The organism is Alkalilimnicola ehrlichii (assembly GCF_003399765.1).
Classification (GTDB): domain Bacteria; phylum Pseudomonadota; class Gammaproteobacteria; order Nitrococcales; family AK92; genus AK92.
In genome coordinates this window covers 136,722-153,121 of the sequence record NZ_NFZV01000008.1, presented here as the reverse complement: position 1 = coordinate 153,121, position 16,400 = coordinate 136,722, and the positions used below count along the sequence as shown (strand labels likewise).

Here is a 16,400-nt window from a genome sequence, read left to right as displayed (position 1 = left end):
AAAGGATCTTCTCCACACGTAATGGCGTGGTTGACGACATGTTTAAATGCCTGGAGGCTTAAGGAAAGTCGACATCGCTTACCGGTGCCGTATCCGCTTTGAGCTGCCGGGCCATATATCGAATGGCCTGTTCGTGTATGGCCGGCGAGCTGGCGGCTGAGCCGTCACAGGGGATGTGTACTTTGTAGTCGCGGAGATAGGCGTCCATTGCGGTGAAGTGGACGCACATATCGGTGGTGAGCCCACCGATGACTAAGCGTCGTGTTTGCAGAAAACGCAGCAAGGTTTCCAGGGTCGTGCCAAAGAACCCGGAGTGCTTGGGCTTGAGGACAAAGTAATCCTCCGATTCCGGTTGCAGGCGCTGGGCAATGGGTTGGCCTCGTACGTCTCCGTTAACGTTTTGTTCGACGACAGCGCGGAAATCGGACCGCCATTGGCCGAAGTTATCGTTCAGGTAAATGATCGGTACCGCAGCCTCTCGGGCTTTGGCCTTTAACGCTGCCAACCGCTCCGCCATTGGTAAGGCGTGTTCGAGTATGGCTTTGCCGCCCTCGAACTCCAGGTCGTTGATGACATCGACCAGTAGTACCGCGTTGGCCGCAATGTCCGGAAAGCTCTGTTGGTCGTTTTTCGCCATAGAGGCTTTTTGGCGGCCATGGGGTAAGCATTCAACTGAGTGGGGTAAGTCGTGCCGCCTCCCGCTCATATGATAAAGATGTCGTAATAATGGTAACGGGGGGTGTGGCTTGCTACAGGACGACGGTAAGCGCTCGCGCTGGGCAGGGTTGCCTTGGCGTGTTGCAACTTATGCAACGATTTGGTGGATCATCGCCGAGGGCGATGCGCGCTCTTTCTGGTGGGGGGCGGTTGCGGTAGTTTTTGCGGAACGGGCTAATCCGTTTGTTGCGGGGCGGAGGCTTCGAATTAGCCTGTGGGGGTTGTTGCAGTTTCTGCCCGCGTTTTTGGGCTTGACGCTACGCGGTGCGGCGGAGGTCGCGTGGCGCGCTTTATCGCCGAGGCAGCCGCCGCCCATGACCTTGCTTTCTTACCCCTGGCGCTTGGCGCCGGGGCACGGCCGCGTTTTCTTCGCGAATCTCATTAACGTGATGCCCGGTACTCTGTGCGTGACGGATAGGAACTGTGGGTTAACCATACACATTCTGGGCGATACCGCGCGGGTGCTGGCCGGCTTGCGGCGGTTGGAGATTTTAGTTGGACGCTTGTTCGGGGAGGGGTTGAATCGGCATGGATGATTTCCTCCTGTATCTCGTGCCCGTTTTGCTACTGAATATTGTGGTGGGTATGGTGCGCGTATTACGCGGTCCGTCGGCGGCCGATCGTATGCTGGCCGCGGAGATGTTTTCCACCTCGGCAGTGGCTGTCTTGTTGTTACTGGCCATTGTGGGCGGTAACGATATTTTACTCGACGTTGCGTTGGTTTTGCCTTGTTATCGGCTTTGGCGGTGGTGACCTTTGTCCGCCGGGCTTGGTCGAGCACGGCGTCTTCGCAAACTCAAAATGAGAAAGAATGATGAGTATGGTGGCATGGATTGGCCTGGTGTTCGTCTTGTTCGGCATCGTTTTTTCTTGTTCGGCACGCTAGGCTTGTTGCGCTTTCCCGACGTATACAGTCGCCTGCATGCACTTTCCAAGAGCGACAGCGCCGGGCTTGGCCTGGTGTGCATAGGCTTGGGTTTGTACTCCGGCAGTTGGTTGACGACGCTTAAGCTCTTGTTGGTATGGGGTTTGATGCTACTGGCTTCGGCGATTGGGGCCGGTTTGATCGCACGCACTGCCCATCAGCGCGGAATGAGGCCATGGGGGCTGTGACGATCTGGCCGGCGGCCGTTTTCGATGGGCTGTTGGCGTTGGCTCTGTTATGGCTCGCCTGGCAGGCGACGCACGGCGCGGGGCTGTTCCGCTCGGTTGTTAGTTTCATTGTCTTCGGGTTGTTGATGGCGCTTGCTTGGGTGAGGCTGGAAGCGCCGGATATCGCTCTGGCGGAAGCCGCCATTGGTGCGGGTGTAACCGGCGCGTTGCTATTGTCCGCTTTGGGGCGGCTTGAGTATTCGGATGACCGCGGTGCGAGTGCGCCGCGCGAGTGGTGGCTGTGGGTACCTGCCGGCTTAGCCGTGTTGGGCTTGCTCGCGGTGGTGGCCTGGCAGTTGCCGACGCCGGGCTTGGGCGAGCATGTGGATTCGGCCTTGGCCAGGTCGGGGGTCGATAACCCGGTAACGGCAGTGTTGTTGAACTTCCGGGCCTTCGACACCTTGCTGGAGGTCGGCGTTTTATTGCTGGCTGCGATTGTGCTTTGGTCTTTCGGCGCAGTTGCACGGCCGCTAGTGCCCGCCGTGCCGTCGCCGGCTTTGCCGGCCTTGGGGCGCTTATTATTCCCGGTTTTTGTGTTGCTTAGCGTTTACCTATTGTGGCGGGGTAGCCACGCGCCCGGTGGCGCGTTTCAGGCCGGTGCCGTGCTTGGGGCGGGAGGCATTCTCATGCTGCTAAGCGGGCGCGCCCGTGGCTGTCCGGCTCGCTTCCTTGGCGTGGCGTTTTATCGCTGGGTTTGGCTTGTATGGTGGCCGTGGCGGCCGGGACGGCCTTTATGGGGCTCGGTTTCTTTACCTATCCTGTCGCTTGGGCAACCGAGACGATCTTGTTGCTTGAGTTGACCGCGGGGCTTTCCATCGCACTGCTGATTTTTGCCCTTTACCTAGGCGGGAGGCCACCAACGCAGTGGGAAGGCAGGGATGGTTAAATGATGTATATGGTGCTGGCTGGGGCCTTGTTTGGTATAGGGTTATCCGGTTTATTTTCGGCGCGGCACCCGTTGCGCAAGGTGTTGTCGCTGAATGTGCTAAGCGCTTCGGTCTTTTTGCTGCTAGTGGCCGTTGCGCGTCAGTCCGAGCCTCTCGATGCGGTGCCTCATGCCATTGTACTAACCGGTATTGTCGTTACCGTCAGTACGACGGCGGTCGCTCTCGCCTTGTTGGTGCGATTGCCGATCCGAGGGCGGCAGGACGCTGCGGGTCGGCCTAAGGAGCGGCCGTGACGCTCGGCGAGTGGGCCGCGGTTGCGTTGGTGGTCTTGCCGTTGTTGGCGGCAATCGGCGCGTTTGTCGTGCCGCGCGCGGCTCTTGCCCTTGCGCTGGTTGCCGTCGTCATCGTGTTGGCGGCGGCCGGCGTGTTGGTTTTCCAGGTGCTGAGCGTTGGCCCGTGGCGGCAGACGCTGGGCGGTTGGCCCGCGCCTTTAGGTATCGCATGGCACGCGGACGGGCTAAGCGGCGCTATGTTGCTGCTTACTGCGGGCGTGGCGACGTGTGCCGGTGCCTATCGAGCGGCGGAACCGGGGGCGGCGGGCAATATGCTCGTAGCCCAGCGCTTTTTCTGGCCCTTATGGCTATTCTTGGTTGCCGGCTTGAATGCGCTGTTTTTGTCGGCCGATCTGTTCAATATTTATGTGGCGCAGGAGTTGATGGGCTTATCGGCTGTGGCCTTGATTGCCTTAGCCGTCGGTACCCCGGCTTTGGCGGCGGCCTGGAGCTATCTGCTGGCGACTCTACTCGGCTCGTCCCTTTACTTGCTGGGCGTGAGTTTGCTCTACGGCCGCTACGGCGTGCTCGATATCGGGTTGCTGACGGACGTCTTCGAAGCCGATCTGGCCAGCGTATTGGCCGCCGTTGTGATGACGCTGGGTTTGTTGTTGAAAGCCGCTGTATTTCCGCTGCATTTCTGGTTGCCGGCGGCGCACGGAAAGGCGCCCACAGCGGTGAGCGCGGTGCTTTCGGCCGTGGTAGTGGCCGCTCCGTTTTACCTGGCGGTGCGATTATGGCTGGGGCCGTTCGCGGAGTTGTTGGGCCAGGGCGGTGCAACGCTACTGGGTCTTTTGGGGGTGGCTGCCATTCTATGGGGCGGTCTACAGGCGTTGCTGCAACGGCGACTGAAAATGCTGATCGCCTATTCGACCGTGTCCCAGTTCGGTTTTGGAATGTTAGTTTTTCCCTTGGCGGTGGACGCGGATAGCAGCCAATTGGCGTGGACCGGGGCGGTGCTGCTAGTGCTGGCCCATGGTTTGGCGAAGGCAGCGCTTTTTTGGCGGCGGGCGGCTTGCTGCTGAGTCAGGGTTTCGATCGTTTGGCGCGACTTGGCGGTGCGAGCCGAGAGACCGCGGTGTTATGGTTGGCAGTGTGCTTGGCGATGGCGAGTTTAGTGGGGTTGCCGCCGACCGGCGGTTTTGTCGGTAAATGGTGGTTGCTACAGGCAGCGCTGTCGGTAGACGCTTGGCTCTGGGCGTTAGCGATTGTGGCCGGTAGTTTTCTAACGATTATTTACTTGCTTCGGGTATTAGAGGTGGTCGCCCGCCCGGTGGCGCCTGTAGCCGGTGCAGGCGTCTCGGGGCTATTGTCGGGCAGCGCCTTGGCGTTAGCGTTGGCCGCTGTCGGCTTGGGTTTGTTGGCTTTGCTGTTGGAGCCGGGGCGGCTTCCCTTCGGGGAGTTTGGATGAGCGCATTCGTCTCGGCCGCCGGCGGCTTGCAGCTGGCATTGATTACACCCTGGGCGGTCTTGCTGTTGTTTACGCTACCGCGGCTGCGTACGCCAGCGGTTTACCTACTGCCTATTGCTCCTTTGCCGGCGTTGGTCTTGGCCTTCTGCGGGTCGGCGGAGGCTGTTGTGTGGCGGCCCGAATCCTTGCCCGGTATCGGTTTCGTACTGGATGCTACGGCAGGTGCTTTTCTGCTGCCGGCAGCTTTGATCTGGAGCTTAGCCGGCGCGTTCGTACTGGCCTGGTTCGGGCAGCGCCCTAACCCTGGTTTTGCCGCTTTGTGGTGTCTGAGCTTGGGCGGTAGTTTAGGTCTGGTTCTCGCCGATGGCGTGCTGGCGTTTTATGTGGCGCTGGGTGTGATGACCTTTGCTGCTTATGGCCTGATCGTGTACTCGCGCGATACGGCTGCGCGCCAGGCCGGTTATCGTTACTTCCTGATGATGAGTGTGGGGGAGTTGTGTCTGCTCACGGCCGTGGCTTTATTGGCCGCGCGGAGCGCGCCCGGCGAGTTCTTGGCGTTCGAGGCGGTGCTTGCGGGGGCGCCGACGGTGCCGCTCGTTTTGTTCGGCATCGGCTTCGGCCTCAAGCTCGGGGTGGTTGGTCTGCATAGCTGGTTGCCGCGCGCCCATTCGGTGGCGCCGGTTCCGGCTAGTGCGGTGCTCAGCGGGGTGATGATCAAGGCGGGTGCCCTGGGGTGGTGGCGCGTTGTGGAGCCGGGGCTGGGCAACATGCCGAGTTGGGGCATGACGCTAGTCGTTCTGGGCGTGATCGGCACCTTCTACGGTGCGCTCCGCGCTATGTTCAGCGCGCGGGCGAAGACAGTGCTGGCTTGGTCTAGCGTGAGCCAGATGGGGCTTATCGTCGTGGTGGCGGGCTTGGCGTTGAGCGAGCCTGCGGCGGTAGCTTCCGCCTGGACGGCGACGACGGTTTTCGTTCTGCACCATGGGCTGGTGAAGGCCGGCTTGTTTCTCGGGGTCGGGGTGTTTATGCGCACAGGCCAGCGAACTCTGGTGTGGGTGCTGTTGGCCTGTCTGGCGTTAGCCTTGGCGGGGGCGCCTTTCACCGGCGGTTTGCTAGCAAAGACGGCGCTGGGCTTGGCTGCCACGCCGACGGCCTATGCGGAATGGATGCCGGCCATGTTGTACCTAAGCAGCGTGGTAACGATGTTGGCTATGTTGCGTTTTCTTGCCGTGGTTCGACAGGAGCGGGCCGTTGGCACACAGTTCGGCGGTTGGTGGTTGTTGGGTACCTGGTGCGGTGCGGTCGTCTTGGCGTTAGCCTTACCTTGGCGGTGGTTTGCCGGCGAGCCGCTGGTCGCGGACAGTGTGGGGCTTTCTGCCGTGTGGGGAGCGAGTTGGCCGCTGTTGCTTGCGTTGCTGGTAGCTAGCGCATGGCGTTGGCTCCCCGTCACGGGCTTAGGAGGGTGGGGGCGGCCGCTGCCTTGCCTTGAGCAAGCCAGCGTGCAGCGCCTGTGGCAGGTTGGTGCTCTATGCTTGACGAGGCTGGAGCGAGGGCTGCACCGTTGGCCGATTATCGGCCATAGTCTGTTGGTGTTGGCCTTGGTTTTGTTATTTGTGCTGGGGCAAAGCGCCGTGGGCAGCAAGTGGCCGCCGTTTTGAGCGGAGCTTATCGCCCCGTGTGTGGGGCGATAAGCGCTAACGACTAACAAGCGGTCGCCATTGCTATGGGCGCATGCTTGCTAGGACTTGTTGCGTTCGAGGAGTTCGAATGCGGCCATGCCGCCGAGCATCGCGGTAACAAATACGATTGCTTTAGCCTCGCCGGCGCCGAGGGCGACCAGGGCGGGGCCTGGGCAGAACCCGACCAAGCCCCAGCCGACGCCAAAGCCAAGGCTGCCGATAATCAGGCGAGCGTCGAGATCACGCTTGGTAGGGATGCGCATCGGCTCGCCGAGCACGGTGCGCTCGCGGCCACCGGCGAAGCGAAAGGCAATCAGGCCGACGCCGATCGCGCCTGCCATCACCAGGGCCAAGGACGGATCCCAGGCGCCGAACAGGTCAAGAAAACCGAGTACTTTCTCCGGATTAGCCATGCCGGAGACCAACAGCCCGAACCCGAATAACAGGCCCACCAGAAAAGCCGAAGCGGTTGTTTTGTGCATGGGGTTAGGCTCCCAGGAGATGCCGTACGACGAATACCGTCAGAAAACCGGTGCCCATGAAGGCTAAGGTGGCTATTAATGAGCGCGGCGATAAGCGAGACAGCCCGCAAACGCCATGGCCGCTGGTACAGCCGCTGGCATAGCGGGTACTGATACCGACGATAAGCCCGGCGGCAACGATGAGCGGATAACCGGCTGCAACCTCGATCGTCGGTGTACCGGCGACGGCCAACCAGGCTAAGGGGGCTGCCAGTAGTCCAAGCAGAAAGGCGACGCGCCAGCCGATGTCGTTTCGGCTTGGTCGGAGCAGACCGCCGAGAATGCCGCTGATGCCGGCGATGCGGCCGTTCAGTAACACGAACAGGGCCGCCGAAAGACCGATGAGTACCCCACCGGCGAGCGCCGACCACGGCGTGAATGCCGCCCAATCGATGTTCATCGCGTATCTCCGTTTTGTTTACAAAAGAGGCCGTACAAGGTCTCCAGCACTTGCAGGGCGCGTGGGTCGCCGATGCGGTAGTAGATGTGTTTGCCCTCGCGTCGCGTCTCTACCAGACCTTCGCGCCGGAGCACGCCAAGTTGTTGCGACAGGCTGGGCTGGTGAATGCCCAATCGTTCTTCCAGCTCGCCGACGCACAGCTCGGCTTGCGAGAGCTGGCAGAGCAGGAGCATACGGTCTTCGTGCGCGAGTAGGCGGAGTAGTCCGGTCGCTTCGCCGGCCGCGGCCCGCATTGTCTCGATGTCTAAGCCGGTGGTATCTGGCATGGCAGTGCCCCATTAAAGTTGCTTGGAAAATATTATATAAAAATATATATTGTCTGCAAGTAAACTGTCTTGGCGGTGAGGTGAGATCATGCAGCCACAAGTAGAAGCATTCTTGGACCGGGACACGGAAACCTTTAGCTATGTGGTGTACGACGAGCCGGGCGGTTGTGCGGCGGTGGTCGATCCAGTATTGGATTTCGATAACAAATCCGGTCGAACGTCGACGAACGGAGCACAGCGTTTGGTGGATTTCGTACGGCAGCAGGCGTTGACGGTCGAGTGGATTCTGGAAACCCACGCGCACGCCGATCATCTGTCGGCCGCGCCGTTCATTCGCAGCGAGCTGGGTGGAAAAATTGCCATCGGCGAGCACATCACCCAGGTGCAGAGCATCTTCAAGCGGGTGTTCAATCTGGAGAAGCAGTTTTTGCCCAACGGTAGCGATTTCGACCATCTGTTACGGGAAGGCGAGCGTTTTCGGATCGGCAAACTGGAAGGCTATGCGTTGCATACGCCGGGACATACCCCGGCCGATATGGCCTACGTGATCGGCGATGCCGTGTTTGTTGGCGATACGCTGTTCATGCCCGACGTCGGCACCGCGCGCTGCGACTTCCCCGGCGGGGATGCGGCAACTTTGTTCCGCTCGACGCGACGTCTGTTAGCGCTCCCGGACGAGACGCGCATGTTCATGTGCCACGACTACCCAGGCGATCGCCGCGAGCATGCTTATGAGACGCGTGTCGGCGAGCAAAAGCGTCGCAATATCCACGTCAACGAAGCGGTCTCGGAGGCGGACTTCGTTAAGATGCGCACCGAACGCGATGCGACCTTGGCCATGCCGCGGCTTATCCTGCCTTCCATTCAAGTGAATATTCGGGCCGGCAAAATGCCGCCGGCGGAGGACAACGGTACCGTTTACCTGAAATTGCCGATCAATCAGCTCTAAGCGGTTGCACAGCACGGGCCGGAGGTCGTTATTCGGCATCCGGCCCGCGTCTTTTGTTCGATCCTGCTACCTTTGGGTTAGCCTGTGTTGGCCGTAGTAACGCCCAGGCGCCTTAAGTAAACGTACTCGTGTGCCTCACAAAAGGAGCAGGATATGAAAGGTGTCGTACTGCATTCCCCAGGCGGCCTGGATCGCTTGGAATTAGTCGATATGGCGGACCCTGGAGAGCCGGGGGTTGGGGAGATCCGCGTTCGAATTCATGCCAGTTCGCTCAATTTCCATGACTATGGTGTGGTGAGCGGCCGCATGCCGGCCCCTGACGGACGCATTCCGATGTCCGATGGCGCGGGTGTGGTCGAAGCCGTGGGCGAGGGTGTTACGGAGTTCTCAACGGGCGATTCGGTGGTTTCCTGCTTCTTTCCCGGCTGGCAGGACGGGGTGCCGCGAGTGGGCGATTTCTCCGGTGTGCCGGGCGATGGCATCGACGGTTATGCCCGCGAGGTGGTGGTGTGTCCGGCAACGTGGTTTACCAAAGCGCCCAAGGGCTATAGCCACGCCGAGGCGGCGACCTTGACGACGGCGGGCTTGACCGCTTGGCGTGCCCTGGCCGTCGACGGCCCGGTGCAGGCCGGCAATACCGTGCTGGTGCTGGGTACCGGCGGCGTGTCGATCTTTGCCCTGCAATTGGCCAAGCTCATGGGGGCCACGGTAATCGCTACGTCTTCCTCGGACGCCAAGTTGGAACGAGTTCGTGCCCTGGGTGCCGACTACACGATTAACTACCGCAAGGACGAAAATTGGGGTAAGAGCGTGCTGGAATGGACCGGCGGGCGCGGTGTGGACCACGTCGTCGAAGTCGGTGGTCCCGGCACTTTGGCGCAATCGATCAAAGCCACCCGCATTGGCGGCCATATCGCGCTGATCGGCGTGCTAACCGGGGTGGCCGGCGAGGTGCCGACGGCACTGATGATGCTCAAACAAATACGCCTACAAGGCGTGGTGGTCGGCAGCCGCCGCCAGCAGATGGATTTCATCCGCGCGATCGAGGTCAACGACCTACGGCCGGTGATCGACAGCCGCTTTGCTTTAGCCGAAATTGCCGCCGCGTTCCGCCACGAGGAGGCAGGCGCCCACTTCGGTAAGATTTGCCTGGAGTACTAGCAGCCTGCTGCTAGTGGCCGATTGGCCACTAGCACCTTCTATAGCGTTTGGACGGCAGTGGCAATGGGGGTATCGCCGTCGACGAACTCAATGGTTCTGCCGATGGTATTATCGGCCTGCAGAACGGCGGCGGCGACCTCCGCTACGTTGTCCCGCGAGGTGTCTGCCAAGCCGGGGCGGCTATTAGGCATGAGGGTAATCTTGCCGGAGCCTGCTGTGTCGGTGAGTTTGCCGGGGCCGAGGATGGTCCAGGCGAGCTTAGATGCACGCAGGTGTTGATCGGCGGCGGCCTTTGCCTCCGCATACGGAAAGAACGGATGATCGGGCGGAACCCCATGCTCGGGGCCGGCACCGAGATACGAGACCATGACGTAGCGATCGATACCGGCTTGTCGGGCGGCGTTCATCGAGCGAATCGCGGCATCGCGGTCTACTGCGTAGGTGCGTGGCGGATTGCCGCCGCCCGCGCCGGCGGACCAAACCACCGCATCGTGGCCGATGAGGTGGTTGATCAGGGTGTCGGTGTCGCTTGTTTCCAGGTCTGCCAGCAACGGCTTGGCGCCCGTGGCGGCTACCTCGTCGCGGTGATCCGGGTTACGGATCAAAGCACTAACTTCATGGCCAGCGCCAACTAGCCGCCTCGCTAGCCGCAATGCGATTTTGCCGTGTCCGCCGATGATAACAATACGTGCCATGGGTTGAACTCCGTCGCTTTCGGAAAACGTTGCTTTTCCTTTACCCCTGTGCAGGCTTTGTAAGGGTGCTTGCGGCCGCTACTCCTGCGGCTTTGGCTCCGAACTTTCGTTTTGCTGTAGCATGTCGTCGTGCTCCTCCATCTGCCAGGGCAGGTTGCCCGGAGAGATATGTAAGAAGTGTAGGTGCTTCTCGAACTGATCGAGGATGTCGCGAATCACTTCCTGTTCGTCGTAGCCGAAGATGTCGTAGGACTGCCCGCCACGGCGTAGGAAGACCTCGGCGCGGTAATAGTGCTCGTCGCCTTCGGTTTGTCGGTCCATTTCCGGATAGGCGAAGGCCGGCCGCGGATAGGACACGACTCGGATTTCGTATATGAAATCGAGCTCATCGGTCTTTATCACTTCCAGATACGCACGCGGCCCGTCTTCGTCGTAGTGCGCTTTCGCCGGCCACTCCTGGTCGGCTAGCGCTTGCTCGACGCGTTGCATGCTCCGTAGCACCGTGCCTTCGATAAAATCTTCCACCTCTTCCCGGGTGGGGTAGCGGATTAGCCCTGCCAGTCGTTTGCGCCAGAGACCGCTACCGCGATGGGCCGCATTCTCGACATGCGTCTGTAGGCTCGCCTCGCGGTGCCCCTCAATGATCAAGGCGCGCCACAGTCCGCCGCAGGCAATGACCATAATGATCGCGAACGGCAGCGCGCTGGCGATGGCCATGGCTTGCAGTGCCTCCAAGCCGTTCGCTACCAGCAGGGCGGAGGCGACTACGCCTAATAGCGAGGCCCAGAACACCCGTTGCCAGGCGGGCGTTTGATGGGAGCCGCCGGAGGCCAGCGAGTCGATCACCAAGGCGCCGGAGTCCGAAGAGGTGACGAAGAAGGTGATAATCAGCGCAATCGTCACCACCGAGGCGATCATCGCGAACGGCAACCGCTCGTAAAGCTGGAATAACGCGACGGCTTCGTTCTCTTGCACCGCACCGATCAGTGCGGTTTGCCCTTCGTTCATGATCAAGTGCAGGGCAGTGTCGCCGAAGATCGAGAACCACAAGAAGGTGAACATCGTCGGGACCAGCATAACCCCGAATACGAACTGCCGGATGGTGCGGCCGCGGCTGATTTTAGCGATGAACATGCCGACGAAGGGTGCCCAGGCAATCGTCCAGCCAAAGATGAACAAGGTCCAGTTCCCGATCCAGTCGGTGCGTTCGTAGGCCTGGAGGTTAAAGGTGCGAGAGACGATGTTGTTGAGATAATCGCCGGTGTTCTGCAAGAAGGTCTCAAGAATGAAAATCGACGGCCCGACGATGAAGACAAAGGTCATCAGCGAAGCGGCCAGAATCATGTTGAGCACGGACAGCCGCTTGATCCCTTTATCCAGGCCGGCTATCACCGAGATGATGGACAGGCCCGTAATGATAGCGATGGTTAAGATCTGTACCCGTATGTTTTCGTCCGGTATCGCAGGCATGAGGTAGTTAAGCCCGGCGTTAATCTGCGTAACCGAAAGCCCCAGCGTTGTGGCGATGCCGAATAAAGTGCCCAGGATGGCGAACACATCCACCGCGTGGCCGATAGGCCCGTAAATCCGGTCGCCGATCAGCGGGTACAGGGCGGAGCGAATCGACAACGGTAAGCCGTGGCGGAAAGAAAAATAGGCCAGCACTAAGCCGACCAGGCCGTAAATCGCCCAGATATGGAAGCCCCAGTGGAAGAAGGCGATTTGCATGGCCTGTTTCGCGGCATCGACGGTTTCCGCGCTGCCGATGGGCGGTTCGGCGTAGTGCAGCACCGGCTCGGCCGCACCGAAGAACAGCAGCGCGATGCCGTAGCCGGCGGAAAACAGCATGGCGAACCACGCCGGGAAGCTGTATTGCGGGTCCGCATGGTCGGGGCCGAGCTTGATGCTGCCCCATCTGGTGAAGGCGATGGCGACGATAAAGACTAAAAAGGCGGCCACCACCAGCATGTAAAACCAGCCGAAGTTGGCTGTAATTTCAGCGAGTGTCCGCGCGAAAATTTGACCGGCCAGGTCTGGGTTTCTGATTGTGCCGAGGACGAGCAGTAAAGCAACCAGAATAGTGGGTATAAATACCGGCGCAAGTAAGGTCGTTCTAACGACTTTATTTTCTGGGTTCATAGTTATCTTCCGAATGAGCCGCGTAGTGGTAGCCCGCAGGCAGAGTGCTGTTAGCCTTTTATGGCTTCGGCGAACGAGTTGCAGCTCGCTGGTGATCGCTAAGGCTTTTAGATAATGACCATACTGAGGCTTGTGCCCTTCTTGCAAATAAGCTGATGGTTAATTTTCTCTAAAAGCTTTGGCGAGTCGTGCGCCTGGCCTTGCCTCTCACGCCATCCGGAAGTACATGGGGATGTTTACGGCTCAAGTAAGCGTGCGCCGCAGCCCTCGTCCGCTAGGCAGTCTCCCGGGTTGCGGAGCGGGCAGCTCTCGATCGACAGGCAGCCGCAGCCGATGCATTCGCTGAGGTCGTCGCGCAACTGGGTGAGACAGAGGATGCGTTCTTCCAGTTCGGCTTGCCAGCGGGTCGACATTTCGCGCCAGTCGGTCGCGTTCGGGGTGCGTTGATCGGGCAAGGCGGCGAGCGCCTCGCGTATACTGCTTAAGGGCATGCCGGCCCGTTGGGCAATTTTGATGACGGCCACTCGCCGCAGGACGTCCCGGCCGTAGCGGCGATGATTGCTTTGGTTGCGCCAACTCCGTATTAGGCCTTTACTTTCGTAAAAGTGCAGTGTGGGGACGGATACCCCGGCGCGGGATGCAACCTCGCCTACCGTGAGTTCCTGCTGCCGTTTGTTTGCTTGTTTCTGTCGAACCATGGGTGCTCTCCAACGATGAAGGGCAAAAGCTTAATTCCTAAAGTTTACTTGAGGTCAATGGTCTTGCCTTTGCAAGTTGTCGATTGTGCTGCGTGAGAAACGACTAGGTGATGAATCTTTCCGGCCCGACCGCTGAAAGTCGGCGCACGAGCGCCGTATCGCTTCGCCGCTGGGCCTCGATGTTCCCCTCATAACTGGAGATCGCCATGAAGTATTTATGCCTCGTTTACGCGCAGGAAGATCAGCTGCACTCGCTGCCGGAGAGCCCGCAGGATGCGGAATGTATGGCCTATTCTCAACAATTGACGGAAAGCGGCCAGTTGTTCGCCGGGCAGGCTTTAGAGCCAGTTGCAACGGCTACCACGGTGCGGGTTAGAAACGGCGAGGTTGCGATTACCGACGGGCCCTTCGCCGAGACGAAAGAGCAGTTGGCCGGCTTTTACCTGATCGAAGCGAGGGATTTGAACGACGCGATTCGCGTAGCTAGCCAAATTCCCCCGGCGCGGGTCGGTAGTATCGAGGTGCGACCCGTGCGGGAGCTAAAACCTTAACGTGCGATGTCTATGCGTGAAACGGATATACAAGAGACGGTAACCGCGGTTTATCGGTCGGAGTCGCGCCGTATTCTGGCGACCTTGATCCGTTTATTGGGCGATTTCGATCGCGCCGAAGAGGCGATGCAGGATGCATTCGCGGCGGCTGTAACGCAGTGGCCGCGGGAGGGCGTGCCGGCTAACCCGCGGGCGTGGTTGGTCTCGGCCGGACGTTTCAAGGCCATCGATCGGTTACGTCGGCACACTCGTCAGGAGGCTTTGCTCAAGGAGTTGGCCGAGCGGCCGGGTGGCGAAGAAGAGGACGCGGTTGCCAGCGAGGCGGTCGAGGACGATCAGCTGCGCTTGATTTTTACCTGCTGTCACCCGGCATTGGCGGCGGATGCGCGAATAGCGTTGACCTTGCGCGAAGTTTGCGGATTAACGACGGAAGAGGTGGCACGGGCATTTATCGTCAAACCCACTACTATTGCCCAGCGCATTGTCCGTGCCAAACGCAAGATCCGCGACGCGCGGATTCCGTACGAGGTACCGGAACGCACGGATCTGCCCGGGCGCTTGGATGCGGTGCTGCGGGTGATTTACCTAGTGTTTAACGAAGGCTATTCGCCGTCCTCGGGCGATACGGTTACACGTAGCGATTTATCGGGGGAGGCGATTCGGCTATGTCGCCTGCTGCATGCTTTGTTGCCGGATCCGGAAGTCCTCGGTCTATTAGCTTTAATGCTATTGCAGGAGTCGCGTCGTGCGGCGCGTGCGACGGCTGAGGGCGATCTGATTCGGTTGGAGGAGCAAGACCGTAGCCTCTGGAATCGCGAGCAAATCGAGGAAGGCTCGGCTTTGGTCTTGCAAGCGTTACGCTCGCGCCGGTTCGGCCCCTATTGCATCCAGGCTGCGATCGCGGCAGTGCATGCCGGCGCACCGACGGCAAAGGCCACCGATTGGGACGAAATCGTAGGCCTCTACGACGTCTTGCTGCGCATGGAGGCTTCGCCGGTTGTGGCGCTGAATCGAGCGGTGGCTGTAGCCATGCGCGACGGGCCGGCAGCCGGCCTTACGGAGGTCGACACCTTATTAAATCGTGGCGATCTGAAGCATTACTACTTGGCGTATGCTGCGCGCGCGGATTTTTGTGCCCGCCTTGGGCAACGGGAAGAGGCGAGGGCCGGTTTCCGTAAGGCGTTGGCGTTGACCGAGCAGGGCCCGGAGCGGCGCTATCTGGAGCGCCGTCTGGCGGAGCTGTGACACGAACTGGCGCCTTGCCCTGACCGGCCTGCTGCATCGGCAAAGGCTATTTTTTCGCACTTACTGTCGATTCTCTCGGTTTGTCGACGACTATGGATAGCCGATGTCCGTTTTGTAACCCTGAGCGGTTCACGTTCGGCTATACCTATAAGCAACCGGAGGCGACATGCTATGAAACGTGCCATCTATATCAATCTTGCCGTGCGCGATCTCGCGCGCGCGATCGGTTTCTATCGGCAACTGGGCTTTGAGTTGAACGAGCGATTCTGCGACGAGACAGCCGCTTGCGTCGTGATCGAGGAAAATATCGTTCTCATGCTGCTGACCGACGCGAAGTTCCAAGGTTTCGCACCGAATAGCGTGTGCGATACGCGCCATAGCAACGAGGTTTTGCTGTGCTTAGGAGTAGACAGCCGCGAAGGCGTTGACGCCTTGGTCCGCAAGGCGGTTGCCGCCGGCGGCGGAACATTCGCCGAGCCGGTAGATCACGGATTTATGTATCAGCACAGCTTTCAGGACCCGGACGGCCATGTGTGGGAGCTGATTCACATGGCGGAAGAGACCGTACAGGGGCAATAGGCCTGTTTCGCCGTAGGCGCCTAGGGCGTCAGTGTGTCCCGTGCCAGAAGCGGCCTACTATCGGCGCTAAGCGCAGCCCCTGCTGAATGGCCGCTCGCGCGGTCGCGGGTTTGGCGTTAGGGTCTAGCATGTTAGGCCCGATAGCGCGCTGCGAACCCGCATCGGGTGCGATGACATGCGTTTGGCTACCCGTGGCTTGGAGTTCGGCGATTTCCTCTTTAAGTAAGCCGCAAACGGGGTCGGCTTCGTGACAACCCAGCGGACTGAGCACCAGCACTCTTTCGTAGCCCTGGGCGAAGTGCGCATTGCACACCGTATACACCCCGCCGTCGATGTATTTACGTTGGCCGATGGTCACCGCCGGCCAAGCGCCGGGGACTGCGCAGCTAGCGGCTACAGCATCCACCAGCGAGGCTTCCGAGTCGCGCCGAAAGCCGCGTACCTCGCCCGTTTCGGCTTCGACCGCGGTAATGAGTAAAGGGTGCAGGGGCCAATCGCGGCTGGGAAGTCGGCTGGCAATAATGGCCTTGCGCTCCGCTTCGGACGCGGTACGGCTACGCAAGGCGAAGCTGCCGATTTTACGCCGGGCGGCGTTACGGTCGCCGCTCATTCTTTCCAGTAAACGGCGACTGCTTTCCGCTGCTTTGGCCCCGTCGTAGGGAACAGCGCGCTCTTTGCTGTTGGCGGGCGGGAGAATTTGCCGTCTGACGAGTGTGTCTAACGTTAGCCCACAGGTTATCTGGGCGCCGACGCTAGAGCCGGCAGAGGTGCCTATGATGAGGTCGGCGTTTGCGAGACTCGTCCCGCCCCGCTGTAGGCCGAGTAATAGGCCAAGCTGCCAAGCAATACCGGTGACGCCTCCGCCCCCAAGCACGAGCGCACGTTTGTGGGCCTGCGTATCTGCCACGTTAATCACCCCGTTTTTGCGTTGTTCCGAGGCCTATTGTAGTCGAACAGG

At 60.1% G+C, this 16,400-nt stretch carries 17 protein-coding genes and 3 pseudogenes; 12 read left to right on the top strand and 8 right to left on the bottom strand.

The window, feature by feature from the left end:
• Window positions 1–58 precede the first annotated feature (58 nt).
• Window positions 59–637, bottom strand: coding sequence for a cysteine hydrolase family protein (locus CAI21_RS10045; RefSeq protein ID WP_116302160.1), 579 nt, complete (start codon window positions 635–637; stop codon window positions 59–61).
• Between the two features lie 109 nt (window positions 638–746).
• On the opposite strand from CAI21_RS10045, the gene CAI21_RS10040 reads away from it, so the two are divergent.
• The 7 genes and pseudogenes from CAI21_RS10040 (at window position 747) to CAI21_RS10010 (ending at window position 6,157) form a co-directional block, all read left to right on the top strand.
• On the top strand, window positions 747–1,253 hold the full coding sequence (locus CAI21_RS10040) for a Na+/H+ antiporter subunit E (RefSeq protein ID WP_116302159.1): 507 nt from the start codon (window positions 747–749) through the stop codon (window positions 1,251–1,253).
• Window positions 1,246–1,532, top strand: a pseudogene (locus CAI21_RS10035) (MrpF/PhaF family protein). The gene CAI21_RS10040 and the pseudogene CAI21_RS10035 overlap by 8 nt, the downstream one beginning before the upstream one ends.
• Window positions 1,519–1,830 (top strand): monovalent cation/H(+) antiporter subunit G, encoded by a 312-nt coding sequence (mnhG, locus tag CAI21_RS10030; protein ID WP_258868930.1) that lies wholly within the window; start codon window positions 1,519–1,521, stop codon window positions 1,828–1,830. Before CAI21_RS10035 ends, mnhG begins: the two are co-directional and overlap by 14 nt.
• A pseudogene (locus CAI21_RS10025) lies at window positions 1,818–2,755 on the top strand (hydrogenase subunit MbhD domain-containing protein). The gene mnhG and the pseudogene CAI21_RS10025 overlap by 13 nt, the downstream one beginning before the upstream one ends.
• A complete protein-coding gene (locus tag CAI21_RS10020) occupies window positions 2,756–3,049 on the top strand; it encodes a cation:proton antiporter subunit C (protein WP_116302158.1) in 294 nt (97 codons plus the stop codon).
• Window positions 3,050–3,285: 236 nt separating this feature from the next.
• A pseudogene (locus tag CAI21_RS25940) lies at window positions 3,286–4,499 on the top strand (complex I subunit 5 family protein).
• The gene (locus CAI21_RS10010; RefSeq protein WP_116302157.1) at window positions 4,496–6,157 is read left to right on the top strand and encodes a complex I subunit 5 family protein; all 1,662 of its coding nucleotides are present in this window, start codon (window positions 4,496–4,498) and stop codon (window positions 6,155–6,157) included. The pseudogene CAI21_RS25940 and the gene CAI21_RS10010 overlap by 4 nt, the downstream one beginning before the upstream one ends.
• Before the next feature lie 80 nt (window positions 6,158–6,237).
• Here CAI21_RS10010 and CAI21_RS10005 read toward each other — a convergent pair whose 3' ends face one another.
• Genes CAI21_RS10005 through CAI21_RS09995 form a run of 3 tightly spaced genes read right to left on the bottom strand, consistent with a single transcriptional unit; the run spans window position 6,238 to window position 7,425 of the window.
• Window positions 6,238–6,660, bottom strand: a complete 423-nt coding sequence (locus tag CAI21_RS10005; protein WP_116302156.1) for a YeeE/YedE family protein — start codon at window positions 6,658–6,660, stop codon at window positions 6,238–6,240.
• A gap of 4 nt (window positions 6,661–6,664) precedes the next feature.
• A complete protein-coding gene (locus CAI21_RS10000; protein WP_116302155.1) occupies window positions 6,665–7,099 on the bottom strand; it encodes a YeeE/YedE family protein in 435 nt (144 codons plus the stop codon).
• On the bottom strand, window positions 7,096–7,425 hold the full coding sequence (locus CAI21_RS09995; RefSeq protein ID WP_116302154.1) for an ArsR/SmtB family transcription factor: 330 nt from the start codon (window positions 7,423–7,425) through the stop codon (window positions 7,096–7,098). Before CAI21_RS09995 ends, CAI21_RS10000 begins: the two co-directional genes overlap by 4 nt.
• Before the next feature lie 88 nt (window positions 7,426–7,513).
• Here CAI21_RS09995 and CAI21_RS09990 point away from each other — a divergent pair, with 88 nt between their 5' ends.
• Entirely contained in the window at window positions 7,514–8,374 is an 861-nt protein-coding gene (locus CAI21_RS09990) for an MBL fold metallo-hydrolase (RefSeq protein WP_116302153.1), read from the top strand.
• 153 nt (window positions 8,375–8,527) lie between these two features.
• Window positions 8,528–9,535: a zinc-dependent alcohol dehydrogenase family protein gene (locus tag CAI21_RS09985; RefSeq protein ID WP_116302152.1), complete on the top strand. Its 1,008-nt coding sequence runs from the start codon at window positions 8,528–8,530 to the stop codon at window positions 9,533–9,535.
• 38 nt (window positions 9,536–9,573) lie between these two features.
• Here the strand turns inward: CAI21_RS09985 and CAI21_RS09980 are convergent, their stop codons facing one another.
• The 3 genes from CAI21_RS09980 to soxR form a co-directional block, all read right to left on the bottom strand.
• Complete coding sequence (locus CAI21_RS09980) at window positions 9,574–10,230, bottom strand: SDR family oxidoreductase (RefSeq protein WP_116302151.1); 657 nt, start codon at window positions 10,228–10,230, stop codon at window positions 9,574–9,576.
• Window positions 10,231–10,308: 78 nt separating this feature from the next.
• Window positions 10,309–12,369 (bottom strand): BCCT family transporter, encoded by a 2,061-nt coding sequence (locus CAI21_RS09975; protein WP_116302150.1) that lies wholly within the window; start codon window positions 12,367–12,369, stop codon window positions 10,309–10,311.
• Between the two features lie 236 nt (window positions 12,370–12,605).
• The gene (soxR, locus tag CAI21_RS09970; RefSeq protein WP_116302149.1) at window positions 12,606–13,067 is read right to left on the bottom strand and encodes a redox-sensitive transcriptional activator SoxR; all 462 of its coding nucleotides are present in this window, start codon (window positions 13,065–13,067) and stop codon (window positions 12,606–12,608) included.
• Between the two features lie 206 nt (window positions 13,068–13,273).
• Between soxR and CAI21_RS09965 the strand changes: the two genes are divergently transcribed.
• From CAI21_RS09965 to CAI21_RS09955, 3 genes are all read left to right on the top strand, one after another.
• Window positions 13,274–13,618, top strand: a complete 345-nt coding sequence (locus CAI21_RS09965) for a YciI family protein (protein ID WP_116302148.1) — start codon at window positions 13,274–13,276, stop codon at window positions 13,616–13,618.
• Between the two features lie 12 nt (window positions 13,619–13,630).
• Window positions 13,631–14,863, top strand: a complete 1,233-nt coding sequence (locus tag CAI21_RS09960) for an RNA polymerase sigma factor (protein WP_116302147.1) — start codon at window positions 13,631–13,633, stop codon at window positions 14,861–14,863.
• A 171-nt stretch (window positions 14,864–15,034) separates the two neighbouring features.
• A complete protein-coding gene (locus tag CAI21_RS09955) occupies window positions 15,035–15,442 on the top strand; it encodes a VOC family protein (protein WP_116302146.1) in 408 nt (135 codons plus the stop codon).
• Window positions 15,443–15,470: 28 nt separating this feature from the next.
• Here the strand turns inward: CAI21_RS09955 and CAI21_RS09950 are convergent, their stop codons facing one another.
• On the bottom strand, window positions 15,471–16,349 hold the full coding sequence (locus tag CAI21_RS09950; RefSeq protein ID WP_116302200.1) for a patatin-like phospholipase family protein: 879 nt from the start codon (window positions 16,347–16,349) through the stop codon (window positions 15,471–15,473).
• Window positions 16,350–16,400: the final 51 nt, after the last annotated feature.